Source organism: Corynebacterium sp. 22-2729 (assembly GCF_053479475.1).
Window position 1 is genome coordinate 191,791 of record NZ_JBRBCA010000001.1, and the last position, 12,596, is coordinate 204,386.

Consider the following 12,596-nt stretch of genomic DNA (forward strand, 5'->3'; position numbering starts at 1 on the left):
TTAGAGCCAGGTTCGTGGGCGGATCCGGTTGGCCATGTCCACCAGGTGATACCGGTGGCGGGGGAACGGAGCCTGGCGAGCTAGCAGGCGCAGGCTTGATTCCAAACCGGTGCGCAGCCCACGCTCAGTGAAACGCACGTCAAACAGAGGCGCGGCTGCAGCATGCCTCTTTTCCTTAGTGTTGTGCGTCCCCGTGGGGTCGCTGCCGCCTCGCAACCATGTCAGCCCCGCGCTGAGCACCGCGATCCGAACCTGAGCCAGGCGCGGCTCGTTAGTCGGCAGCGTTTCCAAACGTCGTGCCGCACGGCGGATACGGGACTCGGTGAGACTATTGGCGTCAGAAATAAGCAGCAAAATAGACGTCAACCGCGCCAAACGATTGTGCCGCGAAGCCTGGGGCAGGCGGTCGAGCGCACCCACGGCTGAGTCGACCATTCCCTCCGCATGTAGCTGCCGAGCCAGGCCAAACGCACTTGACACTGTGGAGGGGTTCGTTGCCCATACCAGGCCGTATAGACGCATTGCATGGAAGCGGAGCGAGACCGGATCGAGCGTGACATGTTCCCAACCGGGCACGCCTGTGTAGTCCTTCACTGGTAGCCGTTGGGCATAAGCCAGGGCAGAGGCTGCGCGCGCAACATGCTCGCTCAGCAGCTTCGTCGAGTTCACGCCCTGCTGCTGCAGCAGGAGTTCATCGGTGGCGGCCAGCGCCAGCTTCGGTGCAGGCTCACCAGGCAGGATGTACAGCACCCTGTTGAAGAACTTCTGTGCCGCGGCGAACTGTCCGGTCAAAAGAGCAGCGATTCCCGAGTGCCATTGGAAGCGCCAATCATTTTCCAACCGTGGTTTCAGTTCCGCCAGGAGGTCTTGGGCCTCGCGCGTCTTGCCGACGTCCAACTGCGCGCGCACCATGGCCAGGGGAATCTCCACGGAATGCTTCAACTCTGGTTGGGTGTACGCAGTGTGAAGGGTATCCAAAAGGTCGCCGGCCTCGGTAAAGCTAGTGGCAGATAGCAGCCTATAACCGGGATCGCTGGAATCGGCCAGCGGGGTTGGTAACGCGCTAATGACCTCCGGCACGGAGATCTCCGCAGACCGCACCACACCATCAACCAGCTGGTCGGTGCGGAACAGGATGTGCTTGGTGCCGAACGTGCTGCGCTGCGCGGTAAAGCGAGTATTGAGGTGTGGGTAGTGGCGCCCGTCGCGGATGGCCAGAATCTCGCGCAGCACGCCGATCAGCTGGTTCGCCATAGCCGTCGCGGAGCTAAAACGCACGTCCGGATCTTCGTCCGTAGCCCGCAGTAGCAGGCGATATAGCGAAAGGTACTCGCGGAACAGTGGTTCCTCGTCCGGGGTTGGCAGCTTCGGTGCGTACACTCCATCGACTACCGGCAGCTTTACAATCAGCGCGGCGAGGGTGCGACCAACCGAGTAAATATCACTGGCGATGGTAGGGCCGGTCTTTGCAATCTCGGGAGCCTGAAAGCCCCTCGTTCCGAAAATATGGCCGAAAGCACCGATGCCTGTCACTGCTCCCAGATCAATGAGCTTCACCTGATCTTCGGTGATCAGAATGTTGTCCGGCTTCAGGTCGTTGTACACCACTCCGCGGGAGTGCAGATAGTCAAGCGCTGGCAGGATTTCCAGAATGTAGCCGATGGCCACGTCTAGATCCAGCACGCCTGCCGCCAACTTGCGCCGCTGTCCGCGCAGCGACGGCCCGCCGACGTACTCCATCACGATGAAACCGCCCGGGGAGCGGGGGTCGTCGATGAAGTTGAAAATCTTCACGATTCCGGGGTGTGTAATGTCCGCCAGGAATGCCCGTTCGGATTCGGCGACAGCTCGTTCCTGCTCGTTCTTTGTGGCCATCATGCCTTTGAGAACCACATAGCGGTCGGCGACGTTGTGGTCGATAGCGATGTACACCCATCCCAAGCCACCATGTGCGATGGGGCCTAGGATTTCGTACTGGCCAGCGATGATGTCACCCGGCTTCAGGGTAGGGGCCTCCACGCCCTTCTCGACCGCAGAACTGGGGTCGATGACTGCGTCTTCAGGGTCGGTAGGCAGGATGAACGGCAGCTGCACCATGCCGTCAGCCACCGACGCTCCGTGGCGGTACGTTCCGCGCCGTTTGCGGAACGTCGACAGCGCCTCGATACGGGAACGTTCACCCGAATCCATCGCACTGGCCGGCGTGCCGGCCGGTACCGTGTGTTGGATTGTTGCGTCCGTGTCTTCGTCATCGGCGAAAGGATCGAAGGCGACGGCTTCTGTGTGCTCTTCTGTGTCTTCGTCTGCGTCTCCGTCTTTGTCTTTGCCGTCCTCCTCGTCGTCAGCGAAGGGGTCAAAGGTGACGGCTTCGGTGCGCTCCTCAGCTTCGGTAGCGTCGGTTGCGTCAGTCGCCTCGGTAACCTCAGTAGGCTCGCTATCCTCGTCGTCAGCGAAGGGGTCATACAGCACCGCTTCGGTGCGGTCCTCAGGTTCGCTTGGATGCTCGTTATCCTGCTGCATCGCCATTCGCCTTTCGCCGGATCTTGTTAAGTTCCTTCGACTCTTCTTCGCTGCGGTATTTGATCGGTAGGGATGACGCCGGCCCTAAGTAGTCCGCCAGCCATTTGTCATAAAGGTCCCTCCACGTCCCATCTCGGCGGATTCTTTCCATGGTGGAGTTCACCTGCATCATCAGTCCCGTCGTATTCTTCGGGAAGCCCGGGGGCGATACGGCTACCGCATAGTAGTTGGACACGGGGTTGTCAGCCACGAGAGTGGTGTAGGGATCCTGAGCCTGCAGGCCGGTGAGGATGGCGTCATCGGTATAGATAGCGTCCGTTTGGAAGCGTTGCATGGCCATCAAACAATCAGTCCATGCGCGGGTGAGTAGGAGTCGGCCTACATCGTATTGCTTGATGCGCACCGCGGAGGTCGAATCGCGCGTGACACACACCGTCTTGTCATGCAGATCGGCAAAACTCTCGATCTTGGAATCGCTCAAGACCAAAAGGCGCGAATGAACCTGCAGGTAGGGGATAGAAAACTCGAGTTTCGACTGGCGTGAGCGGGTCGGCGACATCGTACGTACAACAACGTCCACGTCGCCGCTCTTTAGTGCCTCAGCGCGCTCGCGGCTTTCCACGTAGCGGAACTCGATTTTGTTGGGATCGCCGAAGATATCGCGGGCGATCTCCCGTGCCAAGTCGACCTCGAATCCAGCCACGTCCCCGGAAACGGGATCGCGGAAGCCCAGGCGGTTGAGCGATTGGGCCACGCCGACGATAAGGCGACCCCGGCGCATGATCTCCGGAATACGCTCCTTCGGCTCACGGTTATCCGGCTTGATCGAGCCAAACGGTTCCTCCGTGCCCGTGTTGTCGATGCTCGCATTCGCATCCGCTGCGGCGTCACCATCGCTCGGCACCTCGCTCGGCTTCGCGTACGTTGCCCCGTAGGGAAGATTCTCGCTGGCGTCGTGCCGAACGGTAGGCCATTCAGGCAAACGCGGGCTCTCTTCTGTGCACGCGGAGGTGACGGCGAGTGCGGTGACGGCGAGCGCTGCAGCCACTGGCCGAAACGTTGTTTTTCGCGAGGTGTGCTGTCTCATTAGAGGAACTCCTGCAGTCGGGGCCTGGTTCCGCCGATGACGCACAGTGCGGACACGACCGTTAGAGCCAGCACCAGGTTAGTCACGCGACCAGCGGCAGTGCGACCTTCGACTAGCGTATCGCGCAGCTCCGTGCGGGTGCTGCTGATGAGCTCCTGCATTTCCTTGTCGACGATGGTGTAGTCAGAGGTGTCCTCGCCCGAGTTGTGAACTTTCTTTTTGCCGTCCGGCACATTCGTGTCCAGCGCTGCAGCAAGAGCCTCGGTGTACCGTCCATTTTGCAGTTCGGAGACCATCTTTGCGTGTGAGGCATCCCAGGAGCGGAGAGCTTCGCGGGCGGTATCGATGTGCTCGGGGTGGCTAACTTGGCTGCGGAGCGACTCCAACTTTCCGTCGATATCCGACATTGCTTCCGAGAACTCCTGTTGGCGATCCTCGCCGTAGTCGCGCGGAATCAATCCCAGCGCTTCCTGGGTACGCGACTGCTGCACGGAAATGCGCACAGCAGTGAGCTGCTCGAGTGGTCGCACGGTGCCCTCCACGTTTTGGTTACCGGCGTGCCACGTCAGGGCGGCGCTTATTGACGCCCATACGAGGGCGAACAGCATAAGCCCCGTAGCCGCAACGTATCCGATGTTGAGGCGCCTATTGGTTAATGCTGCGAGCCAGAACTGGGCAATCATCAACATGATGAGTGCCGCCACGATGCCGGAGAGGGGGAACCAGAGGGGAGCGGAGAGCTTCCCCTGCTGGGTGGAGACTTCCTCGGAAGTGCGGGAATAAAGCTCCTGGGCGGCGGGCAGCATCGTTTCCTGCATCAGGGTGGAGGCCTGGGAGAGATACGAGGCGCCAACGGGGTTTCGCAGTCGATCGTGTGTCTGCGCATTGGACATCAGCCTGGTGTAGTCCGGCAGCGAGTTCTGGATTTGCAGCACCAATTCCATTTCCCGCGACTCAATATCGTCGATGCCACTGGTAGCGCGAATGATGGAGGACGAGGCGTTCGACATTGCGGAATCATAGGCCTGCGTAGCTGTGTCGCTAGTGGACTTTCGAAGGAAGCTGGTGGTGGCCACCGAATCGGCTACGGACAGCGAATTAAAGAGCTCCTGTGCTGCGTCCGACAATGGCTCGGTTCGGCTGACCAGAGTGTTTAGCTGCGATTGACGGCTTTGCGAGCTGTAGACCATGGCTCCGCCCGCCGCGAGAATAGCCATCACCAAAATGGTGGAGACGATAGTGAGGAGCCCGGGGGATGTGGAGGCGAATCTTAAGAACCGTCGCGGCGCTTCCAACGCCGGGTTCACGAACCCCTTAAACGACCTGCCACGACCGGTGGGGTGCTCATCGCTGTCCATCCACCGGTCTGCCTCGAACGCAGTCACTGGGGGCATAGCCATAAAGTATATACGGACTAAGTAATTCCGCGTCCATAAAGTCTGCTTAAAGGTGACTTAGTATGGCACACTAGAACCCATGATTACGGTCAGTTCTCTTACCAAAGCCTATAAGGGCACCACGGTAGTCGATGATTTGAACTTTGAGGTCTCTCCCGGAATCGTTACTGGTTTCTTGGGGCCTAATGGTGCTGGCAAGTCCACCACGATGCGCATGATCGTTGGCTTGGATAAGCCGACGAAGGGGACTGCCCGTATTGATGGCAAGGCGTACTCCGAGTTCGCCCGCCCTTTAGAGAAGGTAGGCACGCTGCTGGATGCCAAGTGGGTTCACCCCAACCGCAGCGCCGCTGCGCACCTGCAATGGGTCGCTGCAGCCAATGGCTTTTCCAAGAAGCGTGTGGATGAGGTGCTGGGCGTCGTGGGGCTCAGCGATGTGGCAGGGCGTAAGGCCGGCAAGTTTTCGCTGGGTATGGGCCAGCGCCTAGGTCTGGCCTGTGCGTTGCTGGGCGACCCGGAGGTTTTGATCCTGGACGAGCCCGTTAACGGTTTGGATCCGGAGGGTATCCGCTGGGTGCGTGACTTCGTCCGTGCACTGGCACGTGAGGGCCGCACAGTCCTCATCAGTTCGCACTTGCTCAGTGAGATGGCACAGACTGCCGACCACCTCATCGTGATCGGCAAGGGACGTCTGGTTGCTAACCAGCGCACCCACGAGTTTATTAAGTCCACCTCTGAGGTCTCCACTGTTGTGCGCACCGACCACGTCGAGGAGATGAAGGCAGCGCTGACGGAAGAAAAGATGCGTTACGAGTTGGGCACGGATCTTGACGGCCGTCCGACCATTACCATCCCGCAGCAGGAGAGCGACTGGGTGGGTGCCTTGGCGTACAGCTATGGACTGCGTCTGCGAGAACTGTCCGAGAAGCGTCCGAGCCTGGAGGATGCATACCTGCGCATGACTCAGGAGCATGTGGAGTACCACGCAAATGTCGAGTCAGCGAAGGGCGGAGCCCCGAAGGCGCAAGACGGTGCCGACGGCAAAAAAGACAAAGATGTCAGGGATGCCAAGAAATCTGAGCCGTCGGAAGAGCGTCAAAAAGAAACCGGTAATGCTGTACGCCTGAAGAAGGAAGGGGACAAGAAATGATGAGGGTCATTAATTCGGAGTGGATCAAGCTCCGCAGTACAAAGGCGCTGTGGTGGACCACTGGACTGATCCTGTTCTTCTCCCTGGGCTTCGCGCTGCTCAACGGTATGATGACCGGATCGTTGTTGACCAGTGAAGATGCCAAGAAGGATCCGGAGCTGTACCTTAGCGTCGCTGGGTCGATTGATTCCAGCATGGGACTGAGCGGCTTCCTCTCCTTCGGCATGATGATCGTCATGATCCAGGCAGTCATGCTGGTGACCACCGAATACGGTGCGAACACAAGCAAGACCACCCTGCTGGCTACGCCGACTCGATGGCAGGTGCCGTTCGCGAAGTTTGTGGTTTATGGCGTGGTGGCATCCGTGGTGGCCTTCATTTCCAATGTCCTGGGTACCATCATCGCCCGCTGGTCGCTGGGCTGGAAGCTCGAAGATCAGGAATTACTGAGTAAAGCCGGCCTAGGTGCTGACGGCCTGTGGGAGCGCGTCGGTCGTATTGAAATCTTCGTGCTGCTGACCATTGCAGCGGCCATCGGTGTGGGCTACCTTGTTCGCAATACCGCTGGTGGCATTGCCATTATGCTGCTGTGGAACCTGGTAATTGAGGGCACTCTGGTGCAGCTCGTACCCAAGGTGCGCGATTGGCTGCCGCCGTACATGCCCTTTACCAACGCCGATGCGTTTACCGGCATGCGTGATCTTGAAGATGCGCCTTGGGGGCAGACGGGTTCGATTCTGTACTTCGCTGCGTGGTGCGTGGTGCTGTTCTTGGTCGGGCTTGTAATGCTGAAGAAGCGCGACGCTTAGTCTGGATTGCGCTGAAGGTCATCCACCAGCGACTCGGCTGCCAAAGAAAGGTTTCGTAGGGCGGGCACACCACGGCGTAGCTTGGCGATATCGCGGGCATCCATCCGGTCGGTGGCCTTGGTGATAATAAGCGCCCACTCGTCAGTAATGGAGTTCATCATATCCACGCCATCGTCCGTGAGATAGAGATCCTGGGCGCGTTTGTCCTCTGGGTTAGCCTGCCGGCGGATAAGCCCCGCATTGATGAGGCGGCGCACCGTTGCCGAGACATTGGAAGCGCGGAGGAAACGCAGACGTGCCACGTCCGATACTCCGCATCCGGGGTGTTGAGAGATGAACTGCAGCACCTCGATCTCCGACTGGGAGATCTCCAGCGACTGGTTGGGACGCTCCATCAAACGTCGCGTGGCGGAAAGAAAGTCGTACACTGCGGTGGCGATCTCTGCGACGTCGATCTCCGGCAGAATTTCGGGTGCCTTACGTCCGCGTACCGGAGGGTGGGAAGGCGTCTGTGGCGGCTTCTGGGGTGACGGGGTCATCAGGCGATACTCTCTTTTAGCGTTCGGACGTTCTTAGTAGCTTGTGAATCACCCTATATGACGGCAAAAGTGCTATTGCGTTAATTGGCAATAATGAAAGTTACTTATTGCAAAGCACTGGTGAGACGGGCAACGTTATCCACGTACTGCTTGTGGAGCGGGCGCGTACTCCATTGCTCCTCGGTCAACAGCGCCGAGCGTTCTTTGTATTCGTTGGTGAGCTCTCGCAGTGCATTGAGTAACTCGCCCTTGCCGACCATCAAAGAGATCTCGTAGTTCAGGCCAAAGCTGCGCATGTCCATGTTGGAGCTGCCCATCACAGCCACCTCGCCATCGGCAATGGCGAACTTGGAGTGCAGCACTTTCGGGTAGGGGTATAGGTACATGTGCACACCGGCCTTTAAAAGCTCGGAGTAGTACGAAGCCTGGGCATGCCCCACCAGCGGTTGGTCCGACTTCTCGGAAACATATAGCTCCACCCGCACCCCGCGGTAGCAAGCCGTGGTCACGGCTTCCATGAGGGACTCATCAGGGATGAAATACGGGCTGATCAGCCGCAGCGTGTGCTTTGCATGATGGGCGATGGAGGTGAAAAGGCGCAGGTTTGGCTCGGTGGTAAAACCTGGACCGGAGGGCACGACCTGCATGATGTCAGCGCCGGTGTCCTCATTGTTCGTGTCCAATCGCTGTTTGGCATCCGTGGGGTTGATGAGGTTCAGTTCTTCATTGGTTTCGGTGTACCAGTCCACCGCGAACACAGAGTTGATGGTGCTGACGATCGGGCCGGTGAGCTCTGCCATGACGTCTACCCATTCACGGCCGATCTTGTGGTTCTTTGAGCTTTGATAGGGTGCCTCGATCATGTTCTGTGAACCCATGAATGCGACCCGGCCATCCACGACCACCAGCTTGCGGTGGTTGCGCAGATCGGGACGGCGGAAGCGCCACTTCAGTGGTTGCAGCGGCAGCATAACTTGCCAGTCCACACCCATAGCGCGCAGCTTCTTGCCCAGCTTCTTGTTGCCCTTGTACTTGTGGGCGCCGATGTGATCCCACAGCACGCGCACCGTCACCCCACGTTGCGCGGCTCGGCCCAGCGCCTCGAAGAAAGGTGCAGTCGTATTATCCCAGGCCATGATGTAAATTTCGACGTTGACGTAGTCTTTGGCCGAGTCGACAGCGCGGGTCATTGCAGCAATCGATTCCCGGTACTCCGAGTGCAGCGCAACCATCGTTCCGTCGACGGCAGGCAGAGCTGTCAACTCGCGATTGAGGCGCACCAGCGAGCGCAGTTCGTCACTGAGTTCGCTGTCCTCGGGTACGTCGGGTTCGTTGGAGCTCATCGTGCGGATCAGCTCGTTCGCCTGGTTCTGGATGCGGTGACGCCGTCGATTGATCGCTGGTGATCCCATCAGCAGGAATAGGAAAATGCCAAGGAAGGGGATCAGGAATATGGCGAGAAGCCAGGCCATGGCAGACGTTGGGCGTCGTTCTTTAGGGACCCAGCCGAGGGCAAAGACCTTGAGCGTGTAGTCCAGAACAACCAACGTGACCTGCCACCATTCCAAGTCGTCGGTGAACTGGCTAAACAGGCCGAGGAGATCAGGGATGGGCATAGTTTATTCCTCACCGTCTGAGTCGTAGTCCACGATCACGGGTGCGTGGTCGGAGGCACCTTTGCCCTTGCGCTCATCGCGATCGACCCGTGCGCCTGTAGGGGTGATACCGCGGGAGTACTGCAGGTCGATGCGCATCCCCTCGCCCTTTTGGAAACGCATGGCCTGGTAATCCCAGTACGTGTATTCGTCGGCTACGAGGTCCGTCGCAGCCTGCATTCCCGCATCCTCTAAAGCGCGCAGGCGGGCGCGCTCATTGGGGGTTACGTGCGTCCTTCCGTTGAAGTAGCTGCGATCCCATACGTCCTCGTCGCGCGGGGCGATGTTGTAGTCGCCGACCAGGCATAATTTGTGGCTGCTCTTTCTTTTTGACGCCCCCACGCCCGCGCCACTGGCGTATTTCGCGAGGGTATCGAGCCACCGCAACTTGTAGGAGTAGTGCGGATCCGCGATCTCTCGGCCATTCGGAACGTAAAGGCTCCAGATCTCCACGCCACCGCAGATAGCGCCAATGGCGCGCGCTTCCAGGGACTGTGTGGCGTCCAGATCCTTGTCGAAGCCGGGTTGGCCGAAGTCGGTCTGGACATCTTCCAGCCCCAACCGCGACAAGATGGCCACACCGTTGAAGCTGTGGAGTCCGAAGTGAGCTTGCTCGTAGCCCGTGTCGGAAAAGTCCGGGAACTGTTTGTCGGTGCACTTGGTTTCCTGCAGACATAGCACGTCAACGTCGCTGCGCTGCAGAAATGCACGCACCCTTTCCTCGCGGGTGCGGACAGAATTGATGTTCCACGTGGCGATACGCATGGTTAAGCATTCTAGCGCGTACGCAAACTACGACTGCGGTGGTGTTCGCTGAATCCGAGCTTGTGGTACAGGGCTTTTCCGGCGGTGTTGGAGTCTATGACATCCAAATAGGCTCGGGTGGCACTGTTGGCGGCGCCCCAATCCAGAAGATGCTGGCACAGTAGAGTTCCCAGACCGCGACGGCGGTAGGCGGGGCCAACTGCGACGGCGGAATAGCCTAGCCATCCATTGGTGATGGTGGCGCGGGCGATGGCTGCGAGATTGTCGTCGACGGTGAGGCGTGCGAAGCCCAGCTGTCCGTCGATACGGCGGCTCAGCAGGTCCAGTGCTTTCCGCGGGAGGGGTTGCCCGCGGAACTTGTACATGGAGAACCACTCAGTATCGGGTTCTGCATCCACAGTCAGTTCCACACGCGCGTCGGTTAGAGAGGGGGTCTGGAGGTGGCCGTTTGATTCTGAGGTATGACGTTGCCCCAGTTCTTTGCTCATAACGAGGATCTCTGGTCCCCGCTGACCTGGGAGATGCTCGGCGGCGCGTCCGATTCGATCGGGGATCATTAGTTGGCAGGGAAGTCCGTGGGAGCTATAGAACTCCTCCAGCTGGGTCAAAGGAACTTCTTGCAGGCCGGCATTGGGGCCGATCGGCACCGCAGAGTTGCTGCGTTCGGTGATGCCATCGCCTGCGCGCGCCAGCCACCCGCCAATCAGTTGGTTATCGATGCCGGGGAACGCAGCCGCTTTTGCTGTTTCCAGAGTGCGGATATCGCTGTTGCGCACAGGCTTGGCGCTGAGAGTCTTGAGCACCACTACGTCCTCATCGGCGATGATTAGATCGTCGACCTGCAAGGGGCTTACGCTGCGCAGCACACCGATCGCATCGGTAACGGTGTTGGTGTTCTGGCCGGTGTTGAGTACCAGGTGGCGCACCACTACGCGTGTGCCAGGCCGGATACTTACCGGGTCGGTACGACGGGAAATCGGGAACCCGAAGCCCTCCAGACGCCGCGCGCCGGCGTGGGCGGCGGAGAAGGTCGTGTCTTTATTCATGCCCGAAAGGGTCCTCGTCCACTCCGGGAGTCCAGGTGTTGCCCGCGTGATCCCAGCCCTCGGCCTTGATGGCCTTCTTCGACTTGCGCTTCCAACGGCCAATCAGGGTGTCGGTGTATAGGAAACCGTCGAGGTGCCCGACTTCATGCTGAAGGCAGCGGGCGAAGAAACCGGTGCCTTCCACGGTCACCTCTTCACCGTTTTCATCGAGGCCAGTTACTCGTGCCCAGTCGGCGCGCCCGGTGGGGAAGGAATAACCAGGGACGGACAGGCAGCCTTCCTCATCCTCCTCGTCGTCTGGCATGGTCTCTGGGATCTCGCTGGTTTCTAGCACTGGGTTGATTACGCAGCCGCGGCGCATTGTGCCCAGTTCTGTGTCGGGGCAGTCGTAGACAAAGAATCTTTTGTTGACGCCAACCTGGTTGGCAGCGAGCCCTACGCCATTGGCGGCGGAGAGGGTCTCGAACATATCTTCGATCACGGTGGCGAGGTCGCCGATCTCGGCAGGATCTACCTCGGTGGTGGGGTTATGTAGGACGGGGTCGCCACAGATGACGATAGGCATGATGGTCATAACAGACAGTCTAGAATCTAGTTCCATGTTGTCAGACCGAGAGATCGCCATTTTGGAGTTTGAGCGCCGCTGGTGGCTGGATAACAGTGCGAAAAATGAGCATATCCGCGGTGAGTTCGGGGTGGATCCGGTGCGCTATTTCCAGCAGCTCAATCGCTTGATAGAGCGGCCGGAGGCATTGGATTTTGATCCGGTGTTAGTGCGGATGCTGTTGCGCCGCCGCGACGAAGGGTAGCGCGCTGGCTAGAGCGCTCGAGTGAAGCGCGGAGAAAATGCGCGTGTCAGGCTTGTTACTAATGTTACAGAAGTTAAAATCTGAGGCGTGACTGAATCGAATCGACCACGCCATGCACTCGACGACTCCGCGGATGATGAGAACCTCGGCCTGCCGCTGCGCGGCCTGGCCATGATCCTGCTCGCCGTAGCCGTTCTGCTGATCGGCTGGGGCGTATTCTCCATGACTAGCAAGGACTCCGAAGAATCCCCTCAAGCTAGCCAGAGCCAGCAGAGCCAGCCGAGCCAGCAGGGCCAGCCGGATCAGAAGGGGCAGCAGGGCCAGCAGGTTCCGGCAAAACAGGACGCTTCTGCGACATCGGCTTCGGAACCTGACAAGCCGAAGCCAGAAGACGAACAGGGAAGCCGCGAAAATGCTTCCGCTGCAGACCGAGGTGAGGGTGAAGCGGCAGGGGCGGAAGGTGGCGTCAATAAAGAAAACACCTACGTGGCCGTCCTTAATAACAGCCCCATCGCAGGGCTCGCCGGCGACGTAGCTAACAAGATGCGCCACCAGCAGTGGAGCAAGACCGGCGTGGGTAACCTACCGGACGAGTCGGGTACGTTCCCGAAGTCTGTGGTGCTCTACCCGAAGGGCAATGACGCCGAACGTCAGCTGGCTGAACAGCTTGCTTCGGATCTTGGCATCGAGGCGCGTGAGCGCGATGAGGCGACGGATCGCAGCCTTGAGGGGGTAAAGATGCTGGAGGGGGAGCGTCCCGCAGGTGTGGTTGTTGTGACAACAAATGACATGCCCCGCTAAAGTAAGTATATTCTTTTA

12 protein-coding genes are annotated in these 12,596 nt (G+C 59.2%); 4 read left to right on the forward strand and 8 right to left on the reverse strand.

Annotation, left to right across the window (positions count from 1 at the left end):
- The 3 genes from ACUY2T_RS00815 to ACUY2T_RS00825 are packed head-to-tail and all read right to left on the reverse strand — an operon-like array spanning position 1 to position 5,007.
- On the reverse strand, positions 1-2,526 hold the full coding sequence (locus tag ACUY2T_RS00815) for a tetratricopeptide repeat protein (RefSeq protein WP_448306969.1): 2,526 nt from the start codon (positions 2,524-2,526) through the stop codon (positions 1-3).
- Complete coding sequence (locus tag ACUY2T_RS00820; RefSeq protein ID WP_448306971.1) at positions 2,507-3,607, reverse strand: transporter substrate-binding domain-containing protein; 1,101 nt, start codon at positions 3,605-3,607, stop codon at positions 2,507-2,509. Before ACUY2T_RS00820 ends, ACUY2T_RS00815 begins: the two co-directional genes overlap by 20 nt.
- Positions 3,607-5,007: a hypothetical protein gene (locus tag ACUY2T_RS00825; protein ID WP_448306973.1), complete on the reverse strand. Its 1,401-nt coding sequence runs from the start codon at positions 5,005-5,007 to the stop codon at positions 3,607-3,609. Before ACUY2T_RS00825 ends, ACUY2T_RS00820 begins: the two co-directional genes overlap by 1 nt.
- Before the next feature lie 76 nt (positions 5,008-5,083).
- On the opposite strand from ACUY2T_RS00825, the gene ACUY2T_RS00830 reads away from it, so the two are divergent.
- Both ACUY2T_RS00830 and ACUY2T_RS00835 read left to right on the forward strand, forming a co-directional pair.
- Positions 5,084-6,154: an ATP-binding cassette domain-containing protein gene (locus ACUY2T_RS00830; RefSeq protein WP_448306975.1), complete on the forward strand. Its 1,071-nt coding sequence runs from the start codon at positions 5,084-5,086 to the stop codon at positions 6,152-6,154.
- Positions 6,151-6,963 carry an ABC transporter permease subunit gene (locus tag ACUY2T_RS00835; RefSeq protein WP_448306977.1) on the forward strand — a complete coding sequence of 271 codons (813 nt, stop codon included), beginning with the start codon at positions 6,151-6,153 and terminating at the stop codon, positions 6,961-6,963. Before ACUY2T_RS00830 ends, ACUY2T_RS00835 begins: the two co-directional genes overlap by 4 nt.
- Here the strand turns inward: ACUY2T_RS00835 and ACUY2T_RS00840 are convergent.
- From ACUY2T_RS00840 to ACUY2T_RS00860, 5 genes are all read right to left on the reverse strand, one after another.
- Entirely contained in the window at positions 6,960-7,502 is a 543-nt protein-coding gene (locus ACUY2T_RS00840) for a MarR family winged helix-turn-helix transcriptional regulator (protein ID WP_293792260.1), read from the reverse strand. The genes ACUY2T_RS00835 and ACUY2T_RS00840 overlap by 4 nt on opposite strands.
- Positions 7,503-7,606: 104 nt before the next feature.
- Entirely contained in the window at positions 7,607-9,118 is a 1,512-nt protein-coding gene (gene cls, locus ACUY2T_RS00845; protein WP_448306978.1) for a cardiolipin synthase, read from the reverse strand.
- Between the two features lie 3 nt (positions 9,119-9,121).
- Positions 9,122-9,922 (reverse strand): exodeoxyribonuclease III, encoded by an 801-nt coding sequence (locus ACUY2T_RS00850; RefSeq protein WP_448306981.1) that lies wholly within the window; start codon positions 9,920-9,922, stop codon positions 9,122-9,124.
- A gap of 11 nt (positions 9,923-9,933) precedes the next feature.
- Positions 9,934-10,968, reverse strand: coding sequence for an N-acetylglutamate synthase, CG3035 family (locus ACUY2T_RS00855; protein WP_448306983.1), 1,035 nt, complete (start codon positions 10,966-10,968; stop codon positions 9,934-9,936).
- Positions 10,961-11,542, reverse strand: a complete 582-nt coding sequence (locus ACUY2T_RS00860) for a peptide deformylase (RefSeq protein ID WP_448306985.1) — start codon at positions 11,540-11,542, stop codon at positions 10,961-10,963. The genes ACUY2T_RS00855 and ACUY2T_RS00860 overlap by 8 nt, the downstream gene beginning before the upstream one ends.
- 25 nt (positions 11,543-11,567) lie before the next feature.
- On the opposite strand from ACUY2T_RS00860, the gene ACUY2T_RS00865 reads away from it, so the two are divergent.
- Together ACUY2T_RS00865 and ACUY2T_RS00870 are read left to right on the forward strand one after the other, a co-directional pair.
- Positions 11,568-11,777 (forward strand): DUF3263 domain-containing protein, encoded by a 210-nt coding sequence (locus tag ACUY2T_RS00865; RefSeq protein WP_448306987.1) that lies wholly within the window; start codon positions 11,568-11,570, stop codon positions 11,775-11,777.
- Positions 11,778-11,864: 87 nt separating this feature from the next.
- Positions 11,865-12,578, forward strand: coding sequence for a LytR C-terminal domain-containing protein (locus ACUY2T_RS00870; RefSeq protein ID WP_448306988.1), 714 nt, complete (start codon positions 11,865-11,867; stop codon positions 12,576-12,578).
- Positions 12,579-12,596 lie beyond the last annotated feature (18 nt).

Coding starts and splice junctions, on each gene's coding strand:
- ACUY2T_RS00815 (WP_448306969.1), bottom strand. CDS start 2,526: ATGGCGATGCAGCAGGATAACGAGCATCCAAGCGAACCTGAGGACCGC.
- ACUY2T_RS00820 (WP_448306971.1), bottom strand. CDS start 3,607: ATGAGACAGCACACCTCGCGAAAAACAACGTTTCGGCCAGTGGCTGCA.
- ACUY2T_RS00825 (WP_448306973.1), bottom strand. CDS start 5,007: ATGGCTATGCCCCCAGTGACTGCGTTCGAGGCAGACCGGTGGATGGAC.
- ACUY2T_RS00830 (WP_448306975.1), top strand. CDS start 5,084: ATGATTACGGTCAGTTCTCTTACCAAAGCCTATAAGGGCACCACGGTA.
- ACUY2T_RS00835 (WP_448306977.1), top strand. CDS start 6,151: ATGATGAGGGTCATTAATTCGGAGTGGATCAAGCTCCGCAGTACAAAG.
- ACUY2T_RS00840 (WP_293792260.1), bottom strand. CDS start 7,502: ATGACCCCGTCACCCCAGAAGCCGCCACAGACGCCTTCCCACCCTCCG.
- cls (WP_448306978.1), bottom strand. CDS start 9,118: ATGCCCATCCCTGATCTCCTCGGCCTGTTTAGCCAGTTCACCGACGAC.
- ACUY2T_RS00850 (WP_448306981.1), bottom strand. CDS start 9,922: ATGCGTATCGCCACGTGGAACATCAATTCTGTCCGCACCCGCGAGGAA.
- ACUY2T_RS00855 (WP_448306983.1), bottom strand. CDS start 10,968: ATGAATAAAGACACGACCTTCTCCGCCGCCCACGCCGGCGCGCGGCGT.
- ACUY2T_RS00860 (WP_448306985.1), bottom strand. CDS start 11,542: ATGACCATCATGCCTATCGTCATCTGTGGCGACCCCGTCCTACATAAC.
- ACUY2T_RS00865 (WP_448306987.1), top strand. CDS start 11,568: ATGTTGTCAGACCGAGAGATCGCCATTTTGGAGTTTGAGCGCCGCTGG.